This window comes from Actinomadura sp. NBRC 104412, from assembly GCF_030269515.1.
Classification (GTDB): Bacteria; Actinomycetota; Actinomycetes; order Streptosporangiales; family Streptosporangiaceae; genus Spirillospora.
On the sequence record NZ_BSTM01000012.1, the window covers coordinates 198,806 to 223,915 of the forward strand.

A 25,110-nucleotide genomic window follows, 5' to 3' on the forward strand; every position below is an offset into this window, starting at 1 on the left:
GGACGGGTGTTGCGATCAGCGCCAGCCGAGCTCGGGCGCCACGTGCGTGAGGATGCTTTCCAGCACGTGCGCGTTGTAGTCCACGCCCAGCTGGTTGGGGACCGTGAGCAGGAGCGTGTCGGCGGCCTGGATCGCCTCGTCCTCGGCGAGCTGCTTGACCAGCACGTCGGGCTCGGCCGCGTACGAGCGCCCGAAGATCGCCCGGGTGTTCTCGTCGATCATCCCGATGTGGTCGTCGGTGTCGGCGTTGCCGAAGTAGGCGCGGTCCAGGTCGCTGGTCAGCGCGAAGATGCTCCGGCTCACCGACACGCGCGGCTCCCGCTCGTGCCCGGCCTCCCGCCACGCCTCCCGGTACGCCTCGATCTGCTTGCGCTGCTGGATGTGCAGCGGCTCCCCCGACTCGTCGTCCTTGAGCGTGGAGCTTTGCAGGTTCATGCCGAGCTTGGCCGCCCACACGCTGGTGGCGTTGGAGCCGGAGCCCCACCAGATGCGCTCGCGCAACCCTTCGGAATGCGGCTCCAGGCGCAGCAGACCGGGCGGGTTGGGGAACATCGGCCGCGGGTTCGGCTCGGCGAAGCCCTGGCCGCGCAGCACCGCCAGCAGCACCTCGGTGTGCCTGCGCGCCATGTCGGCGTCGCTCTCGCCCTCGGCGGGCTCGTATCCGAAGTACCGCCACCCGTCGATCACCTGTTCCGGCGAGCCACGGCTGATCCCAAGTTGCAGCCGCCCTCCGGAGATCAGATCGGCGGCCCCGGCGTCCTCGGCGAAGTACATCGGGTTCTCGTACCGCATGTCGATCACGGCGGTGCCGATCTCGATCCGCGAGGTCCTCGCCCCGATCGCCGACAGCAGGGGGAACGGCGACGCCAGTTGCCGGGCGAAGTGATGAACGCGGAAGTAGGCCCCGTCGGCACCCAGTTCCTCCGCGGCCACGGCGAGATCGATCGACTGGGACAGCGCGTCCGCGGCCGACCGTGTCCGCGAGCCCGCCCCGGTGCTCCAGTGGCCGAACGAGAGAAACCCGATCTTCTTCATACCGGGTTCAACCATGGCGTCCCCGCCGCGATTCCGGCCCTGACCACACCGGCCCTCCGATGCGCCGCACTTTCTCGATGGCCCTCGGATGCTCGTGATGGATAGGTTGTCGCGTCATGCTGAAGACCCGTCTCGACCTCGACCGGATTCGCGCCGCCCGCCGCGTGATCGACCCAATGTTCCTCGACACGCCGCTGTTCCCGTGCGACGCCTTGGGACGGGCCCTCGGCTGCGCGGTGAGCGTCAAGCTCGAGACGGCGAACCCGGTCCGCAGCTTCAAGGCCCGCGGCACCGAGCTCGTCACCAGCCAATTGAGGGACCGGGGCCAGACGGCCGCCGTGTGCGCCAGCGCCGGAAACCTCGGCTGGGCGCTCGCCTGGTCCGGCCGCCGCCGTGGCCTGGACGTGACGGTCGTGGCCTCCCACCGGGCACCCGCCGCCAAGCTCGACCGCATCCGCGCCTTGGACACGGCACTCGAACTGGTGGACGGCGACTTCGAGGCGGCCAGGGAACGGGCGGCCGACATCGCCCGGCGCCGCGGCATCCGGCTGGTGGAGGACAGCCTCGACCTCGAGACCTGCGAGGGAGCGGCGACCATCGGCCTCGAACTGGCGCGGGAGGCACCCTCCCACGGCGGGGCACCCGGCGTCGACGCCGTTCTGATCGCCCTGGGCGGCGGCGCCATGGCGACCGGCGTGGGCCACGTCCTGAAGGAGCTGGCCCCCGGAGTCGAGGTGATCTGCGTGCAGCCCCAGGGCGCGCCCGCGATGACCCTCTCCTGGCGGGAGCGCCGGGTCGTGAGCACCGAATCCGCCGACACCATCGCCGACGGCGTCGCCGGTCGCCACCCCATCCCCGAGGTGCTGGACGACCTTCTGCAGGTGGCCGACGACGCCGTTCTGGTCCGTGAGGAATCCATAGTGGCGGGCATGCGGATGCTGCTGGAACACGCCGGTCTCATCGTCGAGCCCTCGGCGGCCCTCGGCGTGGCCGCCGTCCTGGAGGACCCGGCACGCTTCGCGGACCGGCACGTGGTCACGATCATCTGCGGCGGCAACGTCAACCTGGACGACTACCACCGATGGGTCCGTCCCTGACCCCCGGCGCGGCGCCCGCTGGTTGAGCGAGCTGTACGTTACGGCGGTATGGCGAACATCACGAGGGTCCCGCGGCCCGGGTCCGAGCCCGGCCGCGAGCCGTGAGCGGGAAGCGCGCGGCGGTCATCGGCGGCGGCATCATCGGGGTGTCGGTCGCGCGCCGCCTCGCCCGCGAGGCGGGCGGTGTCGAGGTCACCCTCTTCGAGAAGGAGGACCGGCTGGCCGCCCACCAGACGGGACACAACAGCGGCGTGGTGCACGCGGGCTTCTACTACGAGCCGGGGAGCCTCAAGGCCACCCTGTGCCGGCGAGGGGTGGACCTGCTGCGCGAGGCCGTGCGCGACCACGGGGTGCCGTACGAGGAGTGCGGCAAGATCGTCGTCGCGCTGGACGAGAGGGAGGCGTCCCGCCTCACGGCCATCCACGCCCGCGCCGTCGCCAACGGCGTCCCCGGCGTCCGGCTGATCGGCGGCGACGAGATCGCCGAGGTCGAGCCGCACGCGCGGGGGGTCCTGGCCCTGCACTCGCCGCGCACCGCGATCGTCGACTACGTGGCGCTCACGAACGGGCTGGCGGAGGATCTCCGCGCCGCCGGTGGTGAGATCCGGCTGGGCCAGGAGGTGACGGGGCTGGAGCAACGCGGGGGAGCGGTCCGCCTCACGGCCGGGTCCGGCACCGAGGAGTTCGATCTCGTCATCGCCTGCGCCGGGCTCGGCTCCGACCGGCTGGCGCGCGTGGCCGGGGAACCCCGCGAGCCGCGGATCGTGCCGTTCTACGGCGACTACCTCCTGATGGATGCGAGCGCGAGCCACCTCGTGAACGGGCTCATCTATCCCGTGCCCGACCCCCGCTACCCGTTCCTGGGCGTCCACCTCACCAAGCGGATCGACGGCACCGTCATGATCGGTCCCAACGCCTTCCTGTCGCTGGGCCGGGAGTCGTACGAAGGGCGGCGGTTCGTCCCGCGGGACGTGCGCGAGGTCCTCGGATTCCCGGGGTTCTGGCGGTTCGCGGCCCGCAACCTGCCGGCGGCGGCTCGCGAGGCGCGCACCGCCCTGGATCCGAGGCGGTTCGTCACCGAGGCCCGCAAGTACGTTCCCGCCCTCACCGGCGACGCCGTCACCCGCGGGCCGAGGGGGATCCGCGCGCAGGCCATGGACGCCCGTGGCGTCCTGGTCGACGACTTCGTCATCTCCGGGACCGGGCACATCGTCCACGTGCGCAACGCGCCGTCGCCCGGCGCGACGTCGGCGCTCGCCATCGCCGAGCACATCGTGAGAGAGGCCGTCCGGCGCCGGTCCTGGGCGTAACCGCACGTCACCCCGGTGTTCGCGGAGAACTCCCACTTGTCTTTGTACAGAATCCTGGTTATTGTTCCGCCATGTTGGACGCACGGTTCCTGACCAGGAACGGGATGGTCGCCAGGCGGCTGGCGGCCGAACTGCTCAACCAGCGAGTGGACTCCCGGTTGCCCAGGATCCGCGACTACGCGGAGCGGCTCGGCGTCGGCAACGGCACGGTGCAGGCGGCCCTGCAACTGCTGGAGAACACCGGCGCCCTCCGGACGGAGGCGCGCGGCCACCTCGGCACCTACCTCCGTGAGGTCGACCGCGCCGATCTGTGGCGGCTCGCGGGCCTCGGCACGATGCTCGCCGCGATGCCGCTTCCCTACTCGCGCCGGTACGAGGGCCTGGCGACGGGGCTGAGGGCGGCGTTCGAGAAGGCCGAGATCCCGTTCGCGCTGACGTTCATGCGCGGCGCCCAGGCGCGGCTCGACGCGCTGATGTCGGGCAAGGTCGACCTGATCGTGGTGTCGCGGCTGGCGTTCGACGCGTTCGGCGAGGGCTCCCGCCTCTCCCGGCTCGCCGATCTCGGCCCGCGCACGTACGTCGGCGAGCACGGGGTGCTGCTGCGGGCCGGGGCGGCGCTGGACGACCCGGGGCTGGCCGTGGCGGTCGACACCAGCTCCGCCGACCAGCAGGAGCTGACCCGGCTGGTCTTCGCGGACCGGCCCGTCAGGTACGTTGAAACGTCGTATATGCAGCTCAGCGAGCTGTTCCGGCGGGGCGAGGTGGACGCCTCGGTGTGGAACCTGGACGAGGTCCACCAGCACATCGCGGCGGACCTCACCACGATCCCGCTCGACGAGGCGGCCCGCGGGCACCTCGGGGACCGCAACTCCAGCGCGGTGCTGGCCGTCCGCGCCGACGACTCCCCGGCCGTGGAGGCCGTGCGCGGCCGGCTGTCGGCCGACCTCGTGACCCGCACGCAGCAGGACGTCCTGACCGGCGACCGGCTGCCTTCGTACTGACCCCCCGCCGACCCCCGCCGACTACCGGAACGTTCTGAGGAGAGCCGCCATGGATCCGCTGCTTGAGGAGCGCCTGGCCATCTTCGAGCGGACCGGGCAGGTCTCGCCGGAGATCTGCCGGTTCGTTCGGGACGAGCTGGAGGCGCTCGCCGCGGCCGGCGGCGAGATCACCGAGGAGAGCGCCGGAACGCTGGCCAGCCACCTCCTGCTGGCCCTGCAACGCGCCCGCGACGGCGAGGCGCTGACCGACTTCCCGGCGGACGACACCGTCCGGGCGGAACTGGCCGGGCAGCCGCGGGCGATGGAGCAGGCGGCGGCGCTCGCCGGCCGGGCGCGCTCCGCGCTGGGCGCCGACCTGCCCGAGCAGGAGGTCCGTTTCCTGGCCCTGCATCTGGCCGTGCTGCGACAACGAGAGGCGACACGATGACGAAGATCCTGGTGGGCGGCGTCGGCAAGGTGGACGTGGCCAAACGGCTGGAGGAGCTCGGCGGCTTCGAGGTGGTCGTGACCACCGACATGGACGCCGCCACCCGGCTGATGACCGGTCAGGCCGACTACTACATCGGAACGTGCCACACCGGGGCCGGGGGCTCCCTGGGTGTGCTCGTCGGGCTGCTCGGCGCAGCCAAATGCCACACCTTCGGCCGAGGCCAGGCCACCGCGGCCGACGCCGAGACCGCCGTCGCCGATGGCAAGATCGCCTTCGGCTGCTCGATCGACCAGGTCGACCAGGTCGTCCCCGTCCTGGCCGGAGCCATCCGGCGCCGGCACGGCGGGTGACCGGGCCGTCCTGACCTGAACCCCTCGGAGGCAGCCATGCCCTACGCCCTCGCCTACACCGCGGCGCCGGACAAACTCGACTTCTCCCTCGCGCAGAGCCTGACCGTCGTCGCCGTCTGCGCGCTCACCGCGCTGGTCTCGAACATGGCCCTCGCCGTCTTCAACGACGGCGTCCGCCCCTTCCTGCTGGACTTCATCCGGGGCAACACCAAGCGCGGCGAGATGACCGCGGTGTCGTTCGGCCTCTCGGCCGGGTTCGTCTTCGGGCTCGGCGCGCCCATGGCGCTGTCGACCGGGGTGCTGAACCCCTGGCTGCTGTTCCTGCCGACCGACATCCTCGGCATCTTCGCGCCGCGCCGGTGGCTGGCCCCGATCCTGGGCGGCGCCTGGGGCGCGCTCGTCGTCTTCGGGCTGTCGGGAGCCAACAACGCGGCGCACGACCTGCCGGTGGACTTCCTCACCGCGATGCAGGAGATCTCGACGCCGATCCTGTTCCTCTTCCTGCTGTTCCCGGTGATCGCGATCGCGAGCCAGTTCGGACGGGTGCACGGCGCCATCACCTTCGCCGTGGAGATCGTGATCGTGGTCATCTCCATGAAGGTGTGGCCGGACACCTTCCCCGGCGCGCTGGCCATGGCCGCGGGCGTGCTGATGCTGCTCGGCCTCGCCCTCTCCAAGGACCTCAGGGAGCGCCGCGCCGCCCGTCCCGCGGAACCGGCGGACGCGCCCGGAGCGGCGAGGATCCCGGTCGAGGAGGAGGAGAAGCCCGCCGACCCGGCCGCGTCGCTGTTCGGCGCGAACGCCGAGCGGCTGCGCCGCCACCTGCCCTGGTTCGCGGTGCTCGGCGCCGCCCTCGCCGTCATGGTCAACCTGCACATCTTCGCGGGTGGCGAGGCGACCAGCTTCCTGGTGGCCAAGGGCGACTTCGGGGAGGCCGCCCAGGTCGACTTCTACCGGGCGTTCGGCTTCCTGCCGCTGATCGCGACGACCGCGCTGGCCAGCGGCGCGTACCAGATCGTCGGTTTCACCTTCGTCTACCCGCTGGCCTATCTGGCTCCCAACGCGATCGTCGCGGGCGTCGGCGGCGCCGTGCTGTTCACGGTCGAGGTGCTCGCGCTGGCCTACATCGGCAAGGGACTGGCGGCGCTCCCGTCCATCCGGGACGCCTCGGACCACCTGCGCAGCGCGATCGGCAAGACCCTGGAGATCGCCATCCTGTTCGGGTCGATCGCCGCCGCGGCCAAGATGGGCGGCGGACTCGGCATCGCCCTCGTCGGCGGCCTCTACCTGCTGAACGAGTCGATCGGACGGCCGATCGTGCGGCTCGCGGCTGGTCCGGCCGCGGTCGTCGTCGCGGGCGTCGTCCTCAACCTCCTGTACTGGCTCGACCTGTTCACGCCGGTGAAGGGCTGAGGGTCGAAGGACCGAAAGGCGGATATGAGGCTGCGGACCGTTCTGGGGGAGGTCCCGGTACCGAGCGGACCGGTGCTCGCCCACGAGCATCTGCGCATCGACCTGCGCAGGCCGGGTGGGCGGGCGCCGGATCCCGCGGCGCTCCTGGACGACGAGACGGCGGTCGGTGACGAGCTGGCGGAGCTGCGCCGCTCGCACGGCCTCGCGGCCGTGGTCGAGCTGACCTGTCTCGGCATGGGACGGGACGCCGCCGCGCTCGCCCGGATCAGCGAGCGCGCCCAGGTGGCGGTGGTGGCGGCGACCGGGTTCTACTACCGCTCGTTCCACCCGCCCTACGTCGCCGCGTCCGGGGTCGCCGACCTGACCGACCGGCTGCTCACCGAGATCGAGAACGGTCTCGACGGCACCCGGATCCGGCCCGGTGTGATCGGGGAGATCGGCACCGGCGGCGCGGAGCCCGCGGACGACGAGGAACGCTGCCTGCGCGCCGCCGCCCGCGCCGCCCTCGGGTCGGGCCTTCCGGTCGCCACGCACGCCCACCTGGGCCGCGGCGGCCTCGGCCAGCTCGACGTCCTGACCGCCGAGGGACTGGAGCCAGGCCGGATCAGCATCGGCCACCAGGACCTCCTGGACGACGCCTCGGTCCATCGCGAGCTCGCCCGCGCCGGCGCGTACGTCGCGTTCGACACGGTCGGCAAGACGTCGTACCAGAGCGACGACGTCCGGCTCCGGCGCGCCCTGGACCTGATCGAGGCCGGTCACGCGGACCGGCTGCTGCTCAGCGCGGACGTCTCGCGGGCCGGCTACCTGAAGGCGAACGGCGGCGGTGGCTACGGCACCGTCTTCGGCTCCTTCGTGCCCCGGCTGGCCGCCGAGGGCGTCGACGAGGCGACCCTCCGCCTGATCCTGCACGACAATCCCATCCGCTTTCTGACCTCGGGGGACACACGATGACCGCGTCGGCCGAGCCGGCCGCGCCGGAACTGCCCGGCACCCATCCGCTGCCGACCGTCTCGCTGCCGGACGCCATGGCCCGGCAGTTCCGGCTGCTCGAATGCGTGGCGAACCACTTCGACGGCCACCGGCTGTTCTCGGCCGACCTGGGCGTGACCCCGGAGTGGGGACGGCCGGACGCCACCCGCCGTACCGAGGAGACCCTGGCCGAGTTCTTCGACGCTCCGGCCGCGGCCCTCGTCCAGGGCGCCGGCAGCGGTGCCATCCGGGCGATGCTCACCGCGGCCCTCGGCCCCGGGGAACGGCTGATCGTGCACTCCTCCCCGGCGTACGCGACGACCGCGACGACCTTCCGCGCGATGGGCCTCGACTTGGTCGAGACCGACTTCAACACCGCTCCCGCCGAGGCGGAGGCGCGCTACGTCTACCTCCAGCATGCGAGGCAGCTTCCCGGCGACTCCTACGATCCCGCCGAGGTGATCGCCCGGTACTCGGCGGTGGGCGTCCGTGCCCTGGTCGACGACAACTACGCGGCGTTCCGCACGCCCCGCACCGGTGTCGAGATGGGCGCGGAGGCGTCGGCGCTGTCGCTGTTCAAGCTGCTGGGTCCCGAAGGTGTCGGCCTGGTCGTGGGGTCGCGCGACCTCGTCGACCGGGTGCATGCCGACAACTACTCGGGCGGCGGCCAGGTGCAGGGGTCGCAGGCGCTCGACGCCCTGCGCGCCCTCACCCACGTCCCCGTCCTGTGGGCCGTGCAGTCCGCGGTCGTCACCGAGGTCGCGGAACGGCTGAGCGCGGGTGAGGTGCCCGGGGTGGCCGAGGTACGCGTCGCCAACGCCCAGGACCTGTGCGTGCTCGTCCAATTGGACGCTCCCATCGCCCCGAAGGTCATCGAGGCCGCCGCCCGGCACGGGGCCGCCACCTACCCCGTCGGCGCCAACTCCAGATACGAGATCGCCCCGCTCTTCTACCGCCTCCCCGGGACCTACCTGTCCGACGCCCCCCGCCTGGCCGACTGGACGATCCGGATCAACCCGATGCGGTCGGGCGCGGACCTGGTCATCAGGATCCTGACCAGCGCGCTGAGGGAGGCCCGGTGTTCCTGAGCGCGACCATGGCGCGCAACCCCCGGCTGGTCGAGGCCGCGGCCGGGCTGCACCGGGACCGCCGCGTCCCGCCCGACACCTACCTCATCGACCTGGACGCGGTCGCCGCCAACGCCGCCGTGCTCGCCACCGTCGCCGCCGCGCACGGCGTCCGGCTCTGGCCGGTGTTCAAGCAGGTGGGACGCAACCCGCACGTGATCGCGACGGTGGCCGAGCAGCTCCCCGACGCCGCCGCCATCGACCTGCGCGACGCGGAGGCGATCCGGGGGGCCGGTGCCGGGCTGGGCAACGTGGGCCATCTCGTCCAGCTTCCGCTCAACGCCGTGGACCGGGTGCTGGCCTGGCGCCCCCGGTACGTGACCGTCTTCGGCGTCGAGCAGGCCCGCGCGGTGTCCGACGCCGCCGCCCGGCTGGGCATCACCCAGCCGCTGCTGGCCCGGGTGGTCGACGGGACCGACCACCTCTACCCCGGGCAGGAGGGCGGCGTCCCGCTGGCCGACATCGAGAAGGTCGCGGCGGAGATCGGTGATCTGGACGCGGTGTCCCTCGACGGCGTCACCTCGTTCCCCTGCCTCCTCTACGACGAGCCGGCCAAGGCCATCGCGCCCACCCCCAACCTGCGGACCCTGCTGACCGCCACGTCCCGGCTCGCGGCGGCGGGCGCGCCCGTCGGCGTCATCAGCGCCCCCAGCGCGACGGCCGCCGCGAGCATCCCGCTGCTGGCCGCGCACGGCGTCACCCACGGCGAGCCCGGTCACGCGCTCACCGCGACGACCCCGCTGCACGCCGACGACCTCGACCAGCCCGAGGTCCCCGCGATGGTCTACGTCTCGGAGATCGCGCACATCCTGCCGGACGGCCGTCCGGCGATCTTCGGCGGCGGCTTCTACGCACGGGGGCGTCCCGAGGCCGCCCTGGTGTTCCCCTCGGCGGGCGGCCCGTTCACGCTGCCCGTGGAGCCCGCGCCACCCGAGAACATCGACTACTACCGCCTTCTCGGCGCCCCGCCCGCGGGCGCCTCCGTCCGCGTCGGCGACACCGTCGTCCTCGCGTTCCGTACGCAGATCTTCGTGACGCGCAGCGCGGTCGGCGCCCTCCGGGGGGTCGGCTCGGGCAAGCCCAGGCTCCTCGGCCTGTCGGACCCCTATGGCAGGCCCTGGTGAGCCGCGTCGTCATCCTGGTCATCGACGGCCTCGGCATCGGTGCCATGCCGGACGCCGCCGCCTTGCGGCAGGGCGACGCCACCGCCGACACCCTCGGCCACGTCCTGGACGTGGACCCGCCCCGGCTTCCCACCCTCGCCGCGCTCGGCCTCGGCCTGGTGCACCCCCACGAAAGCCTGACGGAACCCCTCATCCCCGGGGCGCGTGCGGGACGGTCGGCCCTGGGCTACCCCGGAGCCGACACCTTCGCCGGCCACCAGACGATGATGGGCACCGACATGAACGGGGTCCTTCCCGCCCTCTTCCGCGACCACATCGACACCGTCGCGTCGGCGCTCCGGTCGGCCGGGCACGAGGCGCGTCCCCTGGACGGCCTCCCGGTCCTGCTCGTGGACGGGCGGGCCGTCGTCGGCGACAACCTCGAGGCCGACCCGGGACTGAGCTGGAACGTCAGCGGCGATCTCGAAGAGATGACCTTCGACGAGATCCTCGGCATCGCGCGCACGGTCCGCCGGATCGCCCCGACGTCCCGGGTGATCGCCGTCGGCGGCCGCGGCCCGGAGCCGATCCTGCGCTCCGTCCGGCACGGCACGGGCGGGACGGCGGGCCTGGACACCCCCGCCTCCGGCTTCTACCTCAACGACGGTCTCCAGGTCGTCCACCTCGGCGTCGAGATCGACCATGCCGCGCAGCTCCCGTCGCGCGCAGCCGAGGCGGGCCTGCCGGTGACCCTCATCGGCAAGGCCGCCGACATCATCGTGTGCCCGCCCGCCGTGCGGCGTCCCGCCGTGGGGACCGTCGAGGTGCTGAAGGAGACCCGTACCGCCCTCACCCGCGCGTCCGACACCCTGGTCGTGGCGAACGTCCAGGAGACCGACCTGGCCGGGCACCAGCAGGACGCGCCGCGGTACCGCGCCCACCTGCGGGAGGTGGACCTCGGGCTGGTCCCTCTCCTGGAGGCCATGGAGCCCGGCGACCATCTGATCGTCACCGGCGACCACGGCAACGACCCGACGATCGGGCATCCCTTCCACACCCGGGAGTTCGTGCCCCTGCTGCACTACGACCCCGCGAACTCCCCGGCGCCCTCGGCCCTCCCGGACTCCGCCACCCTGGCGAACGTCGCCCGAGACGCCGCCCGGACACTCGGGATCCCGTTCACGGAACGGTGAACCGGGCGAACGGCGCGTGCGGCCACGCGGTGATCGCCACGATCCTCCTGGCCGGCCCATCGGGTCCCGGATTTCCAAGGCGCACGCGGTGACTTTGGCAAGATCAGCCAACCTCGCTGGTAAGAGCGATCACGGCGAATGTCCCGTGAGCGGAACGGCCCGGCCGGCGGAGATCAACGAGCGACAAATCCGGCAAAAGTAGCTACCCTCCCATTGCATCCAAAACAGCGCTGTTTCGGGGGCCGGGCTCACGGGAGTGTCATGAACCTTCGTGGGAAGGCGTCGACCGTCACGGCGGCCGGCGCGCTGGTCGTCATCACCGCCCTCGCCGTCAGCGGACCGCCCGCGACCGCCCTGGCCGGACCCGCGACGGGAACGGCCGGGACCGGGGTCACCCACGAGGAGAACCCGCGGGTTCCCGAAGGCGCCGTCTGGACCGAGGCGTACTTCCCGTCCTCGGACGGCAGCGGCGTCGAGCTGCACGCCGACGTGCTGCGCCCGGCGCACCTGCCGCCCCGCGCCAGGACGCCGGTGATCCTCTCGGTGGGCCCCTACTTCGCGCACGCGGGGCAGACGGAGGCCGAAGGATGGGAGCGGGTCGGGCCGTCCGCGCGGTTCCAGGACTTCATCGACGGCTCCCGCCTGATGGCGCGCGGCTACACCTTCGTCATGGTCGACCTGCGCGGCTTCGGCGGCAGCACCGGATGCCTGGACTGGGTCGGACCGGGCGAGCAGGCGGACGTCCGGGCCGCCGTCCACTGGGCCGCCACCCGTCCCTGGTCGACCGGCAAGGTCGGCATGTACGGCAAGTCGTACGACGCCGTCACCGGTCTGGTGGGCAACAACCTCAAGCTGAAAAGCCTGAAGGCGGTCGTCGCGCAAGAGCCCGTCTGGGACATGTACAACTACCTGTTCAGCAACAAGGTGCCGCGTCCCAACGTCACGGGCACCCCGAACGCCTACAACTCGATCGCGACCATCCCCGCGATGGCCGACGACAGCGACCGGTACAAGTCGAACGCGGCGTACGAGCAGAGCCATCCCGAGTGCCTGAGCGACAACCTCACCAACAACAACGAACCCGACCCGAACTCCGCGTACTGGAAGGCCCGCGACCTGGCCGCCCGCGCGGCCGGCACCAGCACCCCGCTGTTCGTGACCCAGGGCTTCATCGAGCCCAACACCAAGCCCGAGGACATGGAGGAGTACCTCGACAACCATCGGGGCACGGAACGCGGCTGGCTCGGCCAGTGGGAGCACGTGCGGGGCAACGACACCGACGCGGACGGCCGGCTGCTGATGGGCCGTGCCGGCTGGTTCGACGAGGTCATGCGGTTCTACGACACGTACCTGCGCGGCATCGACCCGTCGGTGTCCGACCCGGCGTACGCCATCGAGGACAGCCTCGGAGGCTGGCGCGCCCAGAAGACCTGGCCCGTGGCCGCGACATCGTACGGCGCGCGGCTGTCCGACGGCCGGTACGTCGATGACGGCGGCGCCACCACCCTGGCCGACCCCGGCCGCTGGGACATGGAGCGTGCTCCGCGCGTCGAGCCGCTCTCCCGTACCGAGAAGGACACGGCCAAGCTGGGGACCGCCGCCGCCAACAGCTTCTGGTCCTGGTCCACGCCCGCGTCCCGCACACTCCGGCTCACCGGTACGCCGAGGATCGCACTCAACGCGAGCGCGGCCGGGAACGTGATGGTGCGCCTGTGGGACGTCGCCCCGGACGGCACGGGAACGATGTTCAACGAGAACGTCGCGCTGCTGGAGCGCAAGGGGCGGATCGCGTTCGATCTGAAGTCGACCGACTGGACCTTCCGGCGGGGGCACCGGCTGGGCGTCCAAATCGGGACCATCGACACCGGCCGCTGGCGCGACACGCCCTCGGGCAACACGATCAAGGTCACCAACGCCAGGCTGGCCCTGGACGTGCAGGACCCGGCGTTCGACGTGCCGACGCAGGGCGACCGCTCGCCGTACCTGGACCGGTACATCGCGGCGAACACCGCCACGCTCACCGACATCGGCCGCGGCACCTTCCCGCTGAGGATCGGGCGTCGCGCGGCGGGGTGAAGCGGGCCTCGGAAACCGTGCCGCCCGGCTTCGAGCCGGTAATCGGCTGCCGCTGGACAGAAGCTTTATATGTGACCCACCGGACCTTGGCCGGGGATCAGCGCGGGAAGCGCGGCCCTATCGGGCGGTTCACCGGCGGGTACGCGCGATCAGCAGCGTCACGTCGTCCTGAGGGGCTCCCTTGACCAAGGTTCCGATCAGGTCCGAGCAGAGGCGGTCCAGCGGGCCGGTGGTCCGGGTCAGGGCCGCGCCGAGGCGTCGCATGCCGGCGTCCAGGTCGGACTCCCGGTGTTCGATCAGGCCGTCGGTGTAGAGGACCAGCAGGGTGCCCTCGTCGAGTTCCAGCTCGATGGACTCGTGGCCGCCCATTCCCAGCCCGATCGGGGTGCCGGAGGGGACGCCGGGGAACGAGACCTCACCGGCCGGGTGGACGAGCGCCGGCGGGGGATGCCCGGCCGAGGCGATCGCGCAGCGCCTGGTGGCGGGGTCGTAGAGCGCGTACAGGCAGGTGGCGGCGACCGGGGAGACGACGTCCTCGCCCTCGTCCTCCGCGAAACGGCTCACCACCTCGTCGAGGTGGGCGAGCAGTGCGCCCGGCGGGAGGTCCTGGTAGGTCAGCGCCTCGGTGAAGGCCCGCAGGCGCCCCATGTTGGCGGCGGCGCCGAGACCGTGCCCGGTCACATCGCCCACGATCAGGGCGACCCGTGAGTCGGGCAGCACGATCGTGTCGTACCAGTCGCCCCCCACGCCCCGGGTGTCGGAGGGCAGGTAGCGCGAGGCCACCTCGACGGCGTCGCCGCCCGACAGCCGCTGCGGCAGGAGCCGGTGTTGCAGGGCCAGGGCGGCGTCATGTTCGAGGGTGTACCGGCGCGCGTTGTCCAGGCTGCGGGCGGCCCGGGCCGCGAGCTCTTCGACCAGCAACAGGTCGTCCCCGGTGAAAGGCGCCGGGTTGTCGGAACGCAGGAACGCGGCGACCCCCAGGATCTGGCCGCGGGCCTTCAGCGGAACCATGATCTGCGAGTGCATGCCGGCGGCGCTGACGACCTTGGCGCGCTCGGGATCCCGGACGACCCAGGCCCCGGGCGAGGTGTCCAGTACGGGCTCGAAATGGGAGCGGCCCGAGGCCAGGACACGGCCGAAGGGCGAGGAGTCCGGCACGTACATCGCCGGCTGCTCGTTCGGGCGCAGGGACTCGGGGACGGCCTGGTAGGTCGAGGCGAGACCGGCGCGGCGCAGCAGCGGAACGCCCGCCTCGGTGGTCTCCAGCCGTTCCAGGGGCACCGAACCGGGAAGGGCGGCTTCGGTGAGGTCGACGGTGACGTAGTCGGCGAAGCCGGGCACGGCCAGATCCGCGAGTTCCTGGGCGGTCCGCTGAACGTCGAGCGTGGTGCCGATCCGGACGCTGGCTTCGCGCAGCAGGCCCAGGCGTTGGCGGGCGCGGCTGTGGGTGATGTCGGTGGCCATCAGGCAGACACCGAACACACGCCCGTCCACGCCCTCGACACGGAACAGGAAGGCCGAGTAGATCCGTTCCTCACCGCGGTCGGCCGGGCCCCACCGGCATTCGAGGTCGATCACCGGCTCGCCGTCGGCGAGCACCCGGCGGACCAGTTCCGGAGGGATCGGGGCGTCGGCGCCGCCGCCGTCCGGCAGCGGCCGGCCGATCCCGAAGGAGGGGAAGCCCTCTTCGAGGTTCCGCGCCCGTTCGTTCCGCCAGATGGGCACCAGATCGGTGTCCCACACGACCATGACCACGGGCGCGCGGGTGAGCAGGGGCTCCAGGAGCGACAGCCCGGTGGAGCCCTCGTCGGCGGGTCTGGCCACCACCACCCAGGCGGGCGTTCCGTCCGTGGTGGCGATCCGGGCGCTTTCGGCGCGTGCCAGGATCTGCCTGCCGCTGCGGTGGCGCAGGCCGAGGATGCCGGCCCGGTAGTTCTCATCGCCGGTCCCGCCCCTCCAGGACCAGACCGGGCCGTCACGGTCCCGCTCCATCCGGGCGTCGGTTCCGGGACGGCCGAGGATCTCGTCGGCGGTGTAGCCCAGGATCTCCTCGGCGCCGCGCGACCATCCGATCAGCCGCCCCTCGGCGTCCACCACTCCGATCGCCGGAACCGCCCCTTCCGCCGTACCGCTCACCGTGTCCTTCCGCGCCATACCGAAATACAACCATGCGGTTCGGGCCGCTTATTGAACGAGCCCCTGTCGGGCGTCCTCCACGCCGTGGAGCGATTAAATCGCGCCCATTCCGTTGATCAAGAACGGCCTGTCTTCGGCATCATTCCGGTCATGGTCACCAGGTGCGGGAAGAGTTTCTCCAAGGCGACGGTCCCGCCGGGCGTCAGCGCAGCAGGACGCGCAGGACGGCTTCGGCGCGTTCGGCGTCGGGCTCCTCGCCGGTGATGACACGGGTGTGGATGTAGGACTCGGTGATCCGGACGGCGGTGTAGGCGAGGTCGTCCAGCGGGATCTCGTCCGACATCAGCCCGGCCGCCCGGTCCTCCAGGATCAGGTCGCGCACCAGACCGAGATACCGGCGTTGATAACTGCCGGACGTGCTGGTCAGCAAGGTCAGCGCGAAGTCCGGCTCCGCGCGCAGCAACCGCTGCATCCCCGGGTGCTCGTTCACGTCCCGAACGAACCTGGTCAGCGCCGCCGCCGCCCGCGGGCCCTGCGGCAGCATCTCACGGTAGCGGGCGAAGCTCTTCTGCGTGGCCGCCCAGAGGACCTCGGTGATCAACTGTTCGCGCGAGCCCACCCAGCGGTACAGCGTGACCCGGTTGACGCCGAGCTCGTCCGCCAGGCTCTGCATCTCGATGCGCCTGCCCTCGCGGAAGCGGCGCCGCGCGATGTCGAAGGCGTCCAGCACCGTGGGACGGCGGCGGCCCGGTGCCTGCCCGAGCGCGCGCTGGAGCGCGGTGTGCCCGGATGCCGCGGCGCCCGGTGCGGTCATCGCGCATACCCCTCTCGTCGGTCGGTTCGCGGCACTCTGGTCGAGAGTTGCACGAACCCGGACCAGATGCCAAACTGCAACGAATTCTAGGCAACGTTGCAGCACTGCTTCAGATGCATGCTCTGTCGCATGCTGGGCGAGGAAGGAGCCGGTTCCATGGCGGACGTGCATGGGCGGTGCGACACCGCGTTCACCGAAGTCCGGAACGCGTTCGAGCGGCAGCTCGAGTCGGGGAACGAGCTGGGCGCGAGCATCGTGGTCGACGTGGACGGGCACGTCGTCGTCGACCTCTGGGGCGGGTGGCGCGACGCCGGACGCCGCGAGCCGTGGACCGAGGACACCATCACCAACGTCTGGTCGGCCACCAAGATGGTCACCAACCTCGCCGCCCTGATGCTGGTCGACCGCGGCAAGCTCGACCCGTACGCGCCGGTGGCCAAGTACTGGCCGGAGTTCGCCGAGAACGGCAAGGACGGCATCGAGGTCCGCCACCTGCTCAGCCACACCTCCGGCGTCTCCGGGTGGGAGGCGCCGTTCCGGCCCGAGGACATGTACGACACCGAGCGGGCCACACGCCGGCTCGCCGCGCAGGCGCCCTGGTGGGAACCCGGCACGGCCTCCGGCTACCACGCGCAGACCCAGGGCCATCTGGTCGGCGAGCTGGTGCGCCGATGCGCGGGCACGTCCCTCACCGACTTCATCGCCGGTGAGATCGCCGGCCCGCTGGGCGCCGACTTCCGCATCGGCGCGGCCGAGGCCGTCTGGGACCGGATCGCGCCGGTCACGCCGCCGCCCGCGGAAAGCGTCGACCTCGACCAGATCGACCGGGACGGCCCCGCCTACAAGACCCTGATGCGGGCGCCGCTCAACGCCGGAACCGCCAACACCCCCGCCTGGCGGCGCGCCGAGCTGGGCGCCCTCAACGGCCACGGCAACGCCCGCTCCCTGGCCCGGATCCTGAAGTCACTGGCCCTGGACGGGACCGTGGACGGCGTGCGCCTGCTCTCGCCGGAGACCATCTCGCTCATCTTCGACGAGCAGAGCCACGGCATCGACCTCGTCCTGGGTGTCCCGCTCCGGTTCGGCATCGGCTACGCCCTTCCCGAGACGCAGACGCTTCCGTACGTACCGCAGGGCCGCGCCTGCTACTGGGGCGGCTGGGGCGGCTCACTGGTCATCGTGGATCTCGACACCCGCACCACGATCAGCTACATGATGAACAAGATGGGTTCCGGCGTCATCGGATCCGATCGATCCGAGACGTATGTCCGTGCCATCCACGACTGCCTCCGCTGAATGGTCCCCCGGTTCGAGGGCTGTCATGTTCCGGCGAAGTAGGCGCCGGGCGGTAGGCCGAAGGCTCGGTGGAAGGCGGCGACGAACGCGCTCGGGGTGACATAGCCGACCCGATGGGCGACGACCGTGACCGGTACGCCTTCCGCCAGGTGCGCCAGGGCGGCGCGAAGCCTGGCCTGTGTCCGCCAGCGACCGAAGGTCATGCCGGTCTCGGACGCGAACAGGCGGGCCAGCGTGCGGCCGCTCGCCCCGGTCGTACGGCCCCAGTCGTCCAGCGTGCGGCGGTCGGACGGATCGGCGAGCAGCGCCTCGGCGACCTCGCGTGCACGGGCGTCGCGGGGCATCGGCACCATCAAGGGAACGGCGTCGACCGGCTCCAGCAGGTCGAACAGCACCGCCTCGGCACGTTCGCGGGGCGCCCCCGCCAGCTCGGGAGCCGCCAAATACCGGATCAACTCCCGCAACAACGGCCGCACGGCCAAGACCGATGGCGCGTCCCAGACGACCGGGCAGGCGTGCGGGCGCAGGAAGACGCTGCGCATCAGCGACCGGCCGTGCGTCCCGGTGACGTGCGCGACCCCTGCGGGGATGAAGAGCGCCCGCGTCGGAGGCAGGACCCACAGCCCGCCGGCGGTCTGGACCCACATCGCACCGTGCTCGGCCCAGGCGAGCTGGTGGAAGTCGTGGTGGACGTGCAGATCGAAGCGTTCCCCGGGAGGCAGCGAGTAGGTCCACACCGCCATCGCGCCGATCGGATCCGGTGCGATGACGTCCGATTCCGGCTGTCCTGTTGGCGACAACGATTGTCCTTTTACCTGATAGCCGACATCCGTGACCGCTCCCTATTGTCACCGGCATGGCGATGAACCGCGTTCACCAGTGGTACTGCCGCTCCGGCCGCTGGAGACGAACCGTCGAGGAAAGGCTTCTGCCCTGGGTGCTCGGACGCGTCGACCTTGGTGGACGGACCCTGGAGATCGGGCCCGGGTACGGGGCGACCACGCGGGTGCTGGAACGCCGGGCCGCTTCCCTGACCGCCTTGGAGATCGACCCCTCCCTGGCCCGGCGGCTACGGGCGCGCACCGGCTCCACCGAGATCGTCACGGGGGACGGCACCGCGATGCCCTTCGACGAGGCCGCCTTCAGCTCGGTGGTGTGCTTCACGATGCTCCACCACGTCCGGTCCGCCGAGTTGCAGGACCGGCTGTTCGCCGAGGCTCACCGCGTCCTGGAGCCCGGCGGGGTCTTCGCCGGCAGCGACAGCCGTCCCAGCCCGATGTTCCGAGCCGCCCACCTGGGCGACACCATGGTCCCCATCGACCCCGCCACCCTGGCGGCCCGCCTCCAAGCCGCCGGTTTCACCGACGTCCGCGTCGACACCACACCCCGAGCGCTGCGCTTCACCGCCTACCGCGCCACCTCGTCCGCATCCACAGCTTGATCGCTGCGAGCACTAGGACTCGGCCGAGCGCGACTCGCGCAACGGCGCCGGATTGCGGGTGAGGTTCAGGACGGCGACGGTGATGAGGCCGACGCCCAGTGTGGCGAGCACCGCCGCGACCACATCCAGCAGATAGTGCTCGCCCAGGGTGACGCGACCGGCCGACACCGCGACCAGCGTCGCCGTGCTCGCGACGAGAACGGTGGCACGCCACGCGGCCGTCAGTTCCCTGCTGATCATGAAGGCGGTGAAGGCCAGGGCGGTGAGCAGGGTGACATGCCCGCTGGGGTAGGTCCAGTCCTGCGCGGTGACGGGCGGCCCCGGACGCTGGAAGACCGCTTGGAGGGCCATGGTGGCAAGGCACGCCGTGAGCAGTGCCGCATGGCGCGCGAGAAGCCGGGCGCCCTGTGCCCGGCGACGCCGCAGCAGATCCGACACGGTGGCCAGGAGCAACGCGAGCGCGATCACCGTCCCGGCCCCGCTGACCACCGCGGCGATCGCGGACGGGACCGTCCGGGGCCGGGAATACAGGTGGCCGACGATCCACGAGTCCAACGGAGGAACCCGGTCGCCGAGAGCGATTCCGGCGATCCAGATGGCGGCAAGGCTGAGCCCGCCGACCAGGGCGACCTTGAGCCTCCGCCCGCCCGGCATGGGTGACTGGTCCTTCATGAAAGGACCGTATAGACCAGCGAACACGCCGAGCACTGGGGCTACCCCGAGACCTTCGGCTGTCCCGGGTCGCACCTCAGTCCTCTCAGCTCGGCCGCCGGATCGGCGTGACGGTACGTGAAGAAGGCCGGGGATCGTCCGGGGTCGAGGTTGACCACCGCTGCCGTGCGCCGCGGCCCGATGAAGGTGGTGCCGGCTCCCTGCCGAGCGTCCTACGGGACGCGGGAGAGCGGAAACGCGCCGACCAGGTGATGCAGGTTTAACGGCAGGCCGTCGGCGCACTGGTCACCGACCACACACCGCCGTACGCCCCGGCAGAACGTGACGGGCGGGGAGTGCCGGGCGCCGCGCAGCGGTCGCGGCGCCCGGCCGTGTGAGGAGCCGTCAGCCGAGGGCGGCGATGACCTTGTCCGGGGTGATCGGCAGGTCGCGGATGCGGCGGCCGATGGCGTGGTGGACGGCGTTGCCGATGGCCGCCGTGAGCCCGGTCGAGGGCACCTCGCCGAAGCCGCGGGCGCCCATCGCGTCGCTGGACGGGTCCGGGCGGTCGATGAAGCCCATGTCCATGTCCGGCACGTCGGCGTTCACCGGCACCAGATAGCCGGACAGGTTCGGCGTGACGATGCGTCCCAGCCGGTGGTCGATCAGCGCGTGCTCGGTGAGGGTGACGCCGATGCACCAGATGGCGCCGCCGATGGCCTGGCTGCGGGCGGTCTTTGGGTTGAGGACGCGTCCAGGGTCGAAGACACCGACGACGCGGCGCACCCGGACCTGGCCGAGCCGTGGGTGGACGCCCACTTCGACGAAGTACGCGCCGAAGGAGTACCGCATCGGCGTGCCGTCCTCCGGCGGCTGCTCGGTGACCTCGATCCGCCGCCCGTGGCGGCGCATCACCTCGCGGTAGGCGATCCGGCGCGACGGCCGTCCGGTGTCGAACAGGTACCCGTCCCGCGTGCCGACCCGGTCGGCGGGCAGCCCGTGCAGGGGGCCGCCCGGGTCGGCCACGGCGAGGTCGATCACCTGGCGGCGTGCCCGGGTCGCCGCCCGTACCACGGCCGCCCCGACGCTCGGCACGGTCGTGGACGACACCGACGCGGGCGCCTGCGGGTAGGTCGAGTCGCCCAGCTCGAAGGTGACCGCGCCGACCGGCAGCCCCAGCGTGTCCGCGCCGACCTGGGCCATCACCGTGTACGTGCCGGTGCCCAGGTCCTGGGTGCCGGACCGGATCCGGGCGGTGCCGTCCTCGGTGATCCGGACGGTGGCGCCCGCCGCGTTCAGGCCGCCGGACACGTGCGAGGCGGTCGCCATGCCCCAGCCGATCAACCCGCCGTCGCGGTCGCGCATGGACCCGGGCCGGGGATCGCGGCGTGACCAGCCGAACCGCCGCGCCCCCTCCCGGTAGCACTCGCGCAGGTAGCTGCTGCCGTGCCGCTCCCCGGACTCCTGGTTGATCGCCGACCAGTTGCGGATGCGCAGCTCGACCGGGTCCATCCGGAGCTCGGCGGCCAGCTCGTCCAGCGCGGACTCCAGCGCGTAGTTGGCCGTGGTCTCCGGCGACCGGACGAACTGGGCGGTGGGCAGGTCCAGCCGCACCACCCGCAGCTCGGTCCGCACGTTCCGGCAGGCGTAGAGGATCTTGGTGGGTTCGGAGCCGTTGACGGCCAGCTCGTCGGTGCGGGACGCCTGCTGGGTGATGGTGTGGTCGATCGCGGTGAGCCGTCCGTCCCGGGTGGCGCCGATCCGCAGCCGGTGCCGGTTCTCCGCGCGGTGGCCGTGGCTGGTGTAGGTGTCGGCCCTGGTCAGCACCAGCTTCACCGGCCGCCGCAGCTCCCGGGCGACGGCCGCGGCGAGGATGGGCTGCGGCCAGGCCAGGCCCTTGCCGCCGAACGCCCCGCCCAGGTAGGTGCAGCTGACCCGGACGTGCTCGCGGCGCATCCCGAACGCCTCGACCAGCGAGTTCGTCACGTCGGTGATGGACTGGGTCGACACGAACACCTGAAGCCGCTCCCCGTCCCAGGCCGCCACGGCGGCCGTCGGCTCCATCGCGTTGTGTTCCTGCAGCGGGGTCGTGTAGGTGGCGTCCACGCTGACGGCCGCGGACCTGAGCCCGGCGGCGACGTCCCCGCGCTGGTAGGTGTACGGACCGAACGGGCCCGGCTCGGGCGTGTACGCGTGACGCAGGTTCGCCGCCAGCGACACCTGGGGCGTTTCGGCCCGGTACGAGACCTGGACGAGGGTGGCCGCGTGCTGTGCCTGTTCGAGGGTCCGCGCCACCACCACCGCGACGGGCTGGCCCGCGTGCCGGATCCGGTCGTCCTGGACAGGGAAGAAGCCCTTCACGTAACGGGAGTTCTCGCCGGTCGGCGTGTTGATGCGCGGCATGTTGCGGTGGGTGAAGACGCCCAGCACGCCGGGCGCGTCCGTCGCCTCGGAGGTGTCGATGGACGCGATGCGGCCACGCGCGATCGTGCTCATGACCAGCACCGCGTGGACGACACCGGGGACCTGCGAGTCCGCGACGTACCGGGCGGCCCCGGTGACCTTCGCGACGCCGTCCACCCGGTCCATCGAACGGCCGACCACGGTCTCGCTCATCGGGTCCTCCCGAAGCCCTCAAGGATGTCGGCCAAGGCGCGCTGCACCAGCGGCACCTTGAACGCGTTGTGCTCACGTGGCGTCGCGCCCCGTACGAGCGCCTGACCGGCCGCGCGGATCGTGCCGGCGTCCAGGCGCCGCCCGACCAGGGCCTGCTCCACCGCCGGGGAACGCCACGGCCGTGGAGCGACGCCCCCGAAGGCCAGACGCGCCGCTCGTACCACGCCGTCGCGCAGGTCCACGAGGGCGGCGACCGACACCAGCGCGAACTCGAACGACGCACGGTCCCGCACCTTCAGGTAGCGCGAACCGGCCGCGAGCGGCGTCACCGGGACGTCGATCCGGGTGATCAGCTCGCCATGACGCAGCACGGTCTCGCGGTGCGGGGTGTCCCCCGGCAACACGTACAGACCCGACATCGGGATGCTGCGCGGACCCTCCTGGCTCATCGTGTGGACGGTGGCGTCCAGAGCGGTCAGGGCCACGGCGAGATCGGACGGGTGGACGGCGATGCAACTGTCGCTGCCGCCAAGGATGGCGTGCCAGCGGTTCTGTCCCTGGATGGCCGCACAACCACTGCCGGGCTGCCGCTTGTTGCACGGCATGGACGGGTCCCGGAAGTACCAGCATCGCGTCCGTTGCAGCAGGTTGCCGCCGAGCGACGCCATGTTCCGCACTTGCGGCGACGCGCCCGCCAGCAGCGCCTGTGACAGCACCGGCAGCCGGCGCCGGACGGTCTCGTGCTCGGCGACATCACTCATGCGGCTCAACGCGCCGATCTCGATCCGTCCCTCCTTCTCCCGCACGCCGGACAGCCGCAGGGCGTTGATGTCGATCAAGTGCTCGTGGCGTTCGGCGCCATCCCGCATCAGGTTCAGCACATCGGTGCCGCCCGCGATGTAGCGCGCCCCCGGCCGCGCGGCCAGTCGTACCGCGCTTTCGGGACGGTCGGCGCGCGTGTAGGCGAAATCCTCCATCAGCGCATCTCCTCGGCGGCCTGCCGCACGGAGGCCACGATGTTCGGGTAGCAGGAGCAGCGGCACAGGTTGCCGCTCATCCACTCGCGGATCTCGTCGTCCGACCCGGCATGGTCCTCATCGATGCACGCCACGGCCGACATCACCTGGCCGGGCGTGCAGAAGCCGCACTGGAGCCCGTCGTTCTCGATGAAGGCCGCCTGCACCGGATGCAGCCGGTCACCCCGGGCCAGGCCCTCGATCGTGGTGATCTCGCGGCCCTGCTGCATGACCGCCAGTGTCAGGCACGACTTGATGCGCCGTCCGTCCACCAGCACCGTGCAGGCACCGCACTCACCCCGGTCGCAGCCCTTCTTGGTGCCGGTCAGGCCGAACCGCTCACGCAACGCGTCGAGCAGGGTCACGCGCGGCTCCATCTCCTGCTCACGTACCACCCCGTTGACATGCAGAGCCGTGCGCACCGGACCGGTGGACGTTTCACCGGCCAGAACCTCCGATGTCCCAGGCAGCGCAGGTGCGGCCGCCGCGGCGGTGACGGCGACACCGGCCTTGATCACGGTGCGCCTGGACGCCTCGATCTCCGGAGGCGATTCCGCTCGCGGCGAGGATTCCTCGCTGGACATGACTGACCACCCCACGAAAGGAGTCGGGAAATGACACCGGCCTTTGGCCGGAGCGACCTCCTCATCGTGCGAGCCGGGGACGGCCCACGTCCAAAGCCTGTTGCGCATCCCGATACGTTCTGGGCATCACCCCAGGTGAGCACGGCTTTATGAAGCCTTTCCAGGAGCGCCGAATAGCATGGGGCCATGGCGTCCGGACCCGACCTGGACCTCCGGCTGGTGCGGTATTTCATCGTCGTCGCGGAACACCGGCATTTCGGCCGCGCCGCCGAGGCCCTGCACATCACCCAGCCGTCGCTGAGCCGCCAGATCCGGCGACTCGAACGGCAACTGGACGCGCGCCTGCTCGACCGCACCCCGCGCGGCACCGTCCTCACCGAGGCCGGGACGGTGTTCCTGCCACGAGCCAGGGCTCTCCTCCGCTCGGCCGCCCAGGCCGCCGCCCACACCCGCGCCGTCGCCCGTCCCAGCCGCATCACGATCGGGCACACCGCGAACGTGCCGGTCACCGAGGCGGTGGGCGAGCTGCGTCACCGTCACCCGCACGCCGACGTACGCACGATCCCGCTGGCCTGGAACGAACCGCGCGCCGCCCTACTCGAACACCGGGTGGACGCAGCCGTGACCCGGCTGCCGATAGGCACCGACGGCCTCGACGTGACCGTCCTGTACGGCGAACCCCGGGTGGTGCTGGTCGCACTCGATCACCACTTGGCGGAAAAGGAGGCGATCTCCCTCGACGACATCGCCGACGAGCCCATTCCCCGCTGGTCCGACCCGGAATGGAACGCCTTCTGGCGCATCGACCCCCGCCCCGACGGCAGCAGCCCACCGGACGGCCCGCTGGTCGAGGCCATGGACGACAAACTGGAGATCATCGCCGCAGGCCAGGCCATCGCCATCGTGTCGGCCGGCCTCCATGCCGAAACCCTGCGCGACGACCTGACCACCATCCCCCTCAAGGACGTCGAGCCAAGCCACGTCGTCCTGGCCACCCGAACCGGCGACCCCAACCCCCTCGTAACAACCTTCCGCGAAACTGCCCAAGCCCACCTGACAAAATTCCCAGGCTGATTGAAAAAAATCAGCCCGGCTCGCAACGCCCCCAGCGGTCGATACCACAGCAACTCAGCGCGATGCGGCGGAGGGGGCGGGGCCGGCCGCCCGCCGACGGCACTCCCGGCGAGGACTCGCGCTACGCCCTCGGCGAGCCGCGCGCCGACGATCTGTCGTCCCGCGCCCAAACGCCGGGCAACCCGCAGGGCTCCGAGACCTGCGCACGGGGTTCACCGGTCTGCGCAGCTTGGCATGGTGTGCATGTCTGTCAATCCCGGCCCAATCGTGACCCGGTTGTTCCGGGTGAACCGTGACCCACCCGATTGTTGATCTTTAGTTGTCGGTCTTGGCCGCGGGGACGCGGCCGAGGTCGCGGTCTTTGAGCCGGTAGCT

The 25,110-nt window shown here is 71.7% G+C and carries 22 protein-coding genes; 14 read left to right on the plus strand and 8 right to left on the minus strand.

The features are described from left to right. Positions 1 to 15: 15 nt before the first annotated feature. Positions 16 to 1,035 (minus strand): LLM class flavin-dependent oxidoreductase, encoded by a 1,020-nt coding sequence (locus tag QSK21_RS17600; RefSeq protein ID WP_285697057.1) that lies wholly within the window; start codon positions 1,033 to 1,035, stop codon positions 16 to 18. A gap of 116 nt (positions 1,036 to 1,151) precedes the next feature. On the opposite strand from QSK21_RS17600, the gene QSK21_RS17605 reads away from it, so the two are divergent. From QSK21_RS17605 to QSK21_RS17655, 11 genes are all read left to right on the plus strand, one after another. Beyond that, a complete protein-coding gene (locus QSK21_RS17605; protein ID WP_285697059.1) occupies positions 1,152 to 2,132 on the plus strand; it encodes a threonine ammonia-lyase in 981 nt (326 codons plus the stop codon). A gap of 101 nt (positions 2,133 to 2,233) precedes the next feature. Beyond that, positions 2,234 to 3,442, plus strand: a complete 1,209-nt coding sequence (gene lhgD / locus QSK21_RS17610; RefSeq protein ID WP_285697060.1) for an L-2-hydroxyglutarate dehydrogenase — start codon at positions 2,234 to 2,236, stop codon at positions 3,440 to 3,442. A 71-nt stretch (positions 3,443 to 3,513) separates the two neighbouring features. Next, positions 3,514 to 4,443, plus strand: a complete 930-nt coding sequence (gene yhfZ, locus QSK21_RS17615; RefSeq protein ID WP_285697061.1) for a GntR family transcriptional regulator YhfZ — start codon at positions 3,514 to 3,516, stop codon at positions 4,441 to 4,443. A gap of 49 nt (positions 4,444 to 4,492) precedes the next feature. Then, a complete protein-coding gene (locus QSK21_RS17620) occupies positions 4,493 to 4,870 on the plus strand; it encodes a hypothetical protein (RefSeq protein ID WP_285697062.1) in 378 nt (125 codons plus the stop codon). Further along, positions 4,867 to 5,223 (plus strand): DUF2620 family protein, encoded by a 357-nt coding sequence (locus QSK21_RS17625; protein ID WP_285697063.1) that lies wholly within the window; start codon positions 4,867 to 4,869, stop codon positions 5,221 to 5,223. Before QSK21_RS17620 ends, QSK21_RS17625 begins: the two co-directional genes overlap by 4 nt. A gap of 36 nt (positions 5,224 to 5,259) precedes the next feature. After that, positions 5,260 to 6,636: a YhfT family protein gene (locus QSK21_RS17630; protein ID WP_285697065.1), complete on the plus strand. Its 1,377-nt coding sequence runs from the start codon at positions 5,260 to 5,262 to the stop codon at positions 6,634 to 6,636. 24 nt (positions 6,637 to 6,660) lie between these two features. Beyond that, a complete protein-coding gene (locus QSK21_RS17635; RefSeq protein ID WP_285697066.1) occupies positions 6,661 to 7,590 on the plus strand; it encodes a phosphotriesterase family protein in 930 nt (309 codons plus the stop codon). Then, positions 7,587 to 8,696, plus strand: coding sequence for an aminotransferase class V-fold PLP-dependent enzyme (locus QSK21_RS17640; RefSeq protein WP_285697067.1), 1,110 nt, complete (start codon positions 7,587 to 7,589; stop codon positions 8,694 to 8,696). Before QSK21_RS17635 ends, QSK21_RS17640 begins: the two co-directional genes overlap by 4 nt. Then, positions 8,687 to 9,859 carry an alanine racemase gene (locus QSK21_RS17645; RefSeq protein WP_285697068.1) on the plus strand — a complete coding sequence of 391 codons (1,173 nt, stop codon included), beginning with the start codon at positions 8,687 to 8,689 and terminating at the stop codon, positions 9,857 to 9,859. Before QSK21_RS17640 ends, QSK21_RS17645 begins: the two co-directional genes overlap by 10 nt. Continuing rightward, a complete protein-coding gene (locus QSK21_RS17650) occupies positions 9,856 to 11,031 on the plus strand; it encodes a phosphopentomutase (RefSeq protein WP_285697069.1) in 1,176 nt (391 codons plus the stop codon). Before QSK21_RS17645 ends, QSK21_RS17650 begins: the two co-directional genes overlap by 4 nt. Positions 11,032 to 11,292: 261 nt before the next feature. After that, the gene (locus tag QSK21_RS17655; protein ID WP_285697070.1) at positions 11,293 to 13,107 is read left to right on the plus strand and encodes a CocE/NonD family hydrolase; all 1,815 of its coding nucleotides are present in this window, start codon (positions 11,293 to 11,295) and stop codon (positions 13,105 to 13,107) included. A gap of 129 nt (positions 13,108 to 13,236) precedes the next feature. On the opposite strand, the gene QSK21_RS17660 is transcribed toward QSK21_RS17655, so the two are convergent. Both QSK21_RS17660 and QSK21_RS17665 read right to left on the minus strand, forming a co-directional pair. Beyond that, positions 13,237 to 15,243 (minus strand): SpoIIE family protein phosphatase, encoded by a 2,007-nt coding sequence (locus QSK21_RS17660; protein ID WP_285697071.1) that lies wholly within the window; start codon positions 15,241 to 15,243, stop codon positions 13,237 to 13,239. Positions 15,244 to 15,445: 202 nt separating this feature from the next. After that, positions 15,446 to 16,057: a QsdR family transcriptional regulator gene (locus tag QSK21_RS17665; RefSeq protein WP_285697072.1), complete on the minus strand. Its 612-nt coding sequence runs from the start codon at positions 16,055 to 16,057 to the stop codon at positions 15,446 to 15,448. A 156-nt stretch (positions 16,058 to 16,213) separates the two neighbouring features. Between QSK21_RS17665 and QSK21_RS17670 the strand changes: the two genes are divergently transcribed. Beyond that, complete coding sequence (locus QSK21_RS17670; protein WP_285697073.1) at positions 16,214 to 17,353, plus strand: serine hydrolase domain-containing protein; 1,140 nt, start codon at positions 16,214 to 16,216, stop codon at positions 17,351 to 17,353. Between the two features lie 23 nt (positions 17,354 to 17,376). On the opposite strand, the gene QSK21_RS17675 is transcribed toward QSK21_RS17670, so the two are convergent. Next, positions 17,377 to 18,096 (minus strand): AraC family transcriptional regulator, encoded by a 720-nt coding sequence (locus QSK21_RS17675; protein WP_285697074.1) that lies wholly within the window; start codon positions 18,094 to 18,096, stop codon positions 17,377 to 17,379. A 113-nt stretch (positions 18,097 to 18,209) separates the two neighbouring features. On the opposite strand from QSK21_RS17675, the gene QSK21_RS17680 reads away from it, so the two are divergent. Then, on the plus strand, positions 18,210 to 18,794 hold the full coding sequence (locus tag QSK21_RS17680) for a class I SAM-dependent methyltransferase (RefSeq protein WP_285697075.1): 585 nt from the start codon (positions 18,210 to 18,212) through the stop codon (positions 18,792 to 18,794). Positions 18,795 to 18,806: 12 nt separating this feature from the next. On the opposite strand, the gene QSK21_RS17685 is transcribed toward QSK21_RS17680, so the two are convergent. From QSK21_RS17685 to QSK21_RS17700, 4 genes are all read right to left on the minus strand, one after another. Next, positions 18,807 to 19,466 (minus strand): phosphatase PAP2 family protein, encoded by a 660-nt coding sequence (locus QSK21_RS17685; RefSeq protein WP_285697076.1) that lies wholly within the window; start codon positions 19,464 to 19,466, stop codon positions 18,807 to 18,809. A 384-nt stretch (positions 19,467 to 19,850) separates the two neighbouring features. After that, on the minus strand, positions 19,851 to 22,061 hold the full coding sequence (locus tag QSK21_RS17690; protein ID WP_285697077.1) for a xanthine dehydrogenase family protein molybdopterin-binding subunit: 2,211 nt from the start codon (positions 22,059 to 22,061) through the stop codon (positions 19,851 to 19,853). Next, a complete protein-coding gene (locus QSK21_RS17695; RefSeq protein WP_285697079.1) occupies positions 22,058 to 23,038 on the minus strand; it encodes an FAD binding domain-containing protein in 981 nt (326 codons plus the stop codon). The genes QSK21_RS17690 and QSK21_RS17695 overlap by 4 nt, the downstream gene beginning before the upstream one ends. Then, on the minus strand, positions 23,038 to 23,547 hold the full coding sequence (locus QSK21_RS17700) for a (2Fe-2S)-binding protein (RefSeq protein ID WP_502871571.1): 510 nt from the start codon (positions 23,545 to 23,547) through the stop codon (positions 23,038 to 23,040). The genes QSK21_RS17695 and QSK21_RS17700 overlap by 1 nt, the downstream gene beginning before the upstream one ends. Positions 23,548 to 23,847: 300 nt before the next feature. On the opposite strand from QSK21_RS17700, the gene QSK21_RS17705 reads away from it, so the two are divergent. After that, positions 23,848 to 24,735, plus strand: coding sequence for a LysR family transcriptional regulator (locus QSK21_RS17705; RefSeq protein WP_285697080.1), 888 nt, complete (start codon positions 23,848 to 23,850; stop codon positions 24,733 to 24,735). The last annotated feature ends 375 nt before the right edge of the window (positions 24,736 to 25,110 follow it).

Bases quoted from the DNA above. Each gene is read 5' to 3' on its own strand.
- QSK21_RS17600 (WP_285697057.1), bottom strand. From the start codon at position 1,035: ATGAAGAAGATCGGGTTTCTCTCGTTCGGCCACTGGAGCACCGGGGCG.
- QSK21_RS17605 (WP_285697059.1), top strand. From the start codon at position 1,152: ATGCTGAAGACCCGTCTCGACCTCGACCGGATTCGCGCCGCCCGCCGC.
- yhfZ (WP_285697061.1), top strand. From the start codon at position 3,514: ATGTTGGACGCACGGTTCCTGACCAGGAACGGGATGGTCGCCAGGCGG.
- QSK21_RS17620 (WP_285697062.1), top strand. From the start codon at position 4,493: ATGGATCCGCTGCTTGAGGAGCGCCTGGCCATCTTCGAGCGGACCGGG.
- QSK21_RS17625 (WP_285697063.1), top strand. From the start codon at position 4,867: ATGACGAAGATCCTGGTGGGCGGCGTCGGCAAGGTGGACGTGGCCAAA.
- QSK21_RS17630 (WP_285697065.1), top strand. From the start codon at position 5,260: ATGCCCTACGCCCTCGCCTACACCGCGGCGCCGGACAAACTCGACTTC.
- QSK21_RS17635 (WP_285697066.1), top strand. From the start codon at position 6,661: ATGAGGCTGCGGACCGTTCTGGGGGAGGTCCCGGTACCGAGCGGACCG.
- QSK21_RS17640 (WP_285697067.1), top strand. From the start codon at position 7,587: ATGACCGCGTCGGCCGAGCCGGCCGCGCCGGAACTGCCCGGCACCCAT.
- QSK21_RS17655 (WP_285697070.1), top strand. From the start codon at position 11,293: ATGAACCTTCGTGGGAAGGCGTCGACCGTCACGGCGGCCGGCGCGCTG.
- QSK21_RS17665 (WP_285697072.1), bottom strand. From the start codon at position 16,057: ATGACCGCACCGGGCGCCGCGGCATCCGGGCACACCGCGCTCCAGCGC.
- QSK21_RS17670 (WP_285697073.1), top strand. From the start codon at position 16,214: ATGGCGGACGTGCATGGGCGGTGCGACACCGCGTTCACCGAAGTCCGG.
- QSK21_RS17675 (WP_285697074.1), bottom strand. From the start codon at position 18,096: ATGGCGGTGTGGACCTACTCGCTGCCTCCCGGGGAACGCTTCGATCTG.
- QSK21_RS17680 (WP_285697075.1), top strand. From the start codon at position 18,210: ATGGCGATGAACCGCGTTCACCAGTGGTACTGCCGCTCCGGCCGCTGG.
- QSK21_RS17685 (WP_285697076.1), bottom strand. From the start codon at position 19,466: ATGAAGGACCAGTCACCCATGCCGGGCGGGCGGAGGCTCAAGGTCGCC.
- QSK21_RS17690 (WP_285697077.1), bottom strand. From the start codon at position 22,061: ATGAGCGAGACCGTGGTCGGCCGTTCGATGGACCGGGTGGACGGCGTC.
- QSK21_RS17695 (WP_285697079.1), bottom strand. From the start codon at position 23,038: ATGGAGGATTTCGCCTACACGCGCGCCGACCGTCCCGAAAGCGCGGTA.
- QSK21_RS17705 (WP_285697080.1), top strand. From the start codon at position 23,848: ATGGCGTCCGGACCCGACCTGGACCTCCGGCTGGTGCGGTATTTCATC.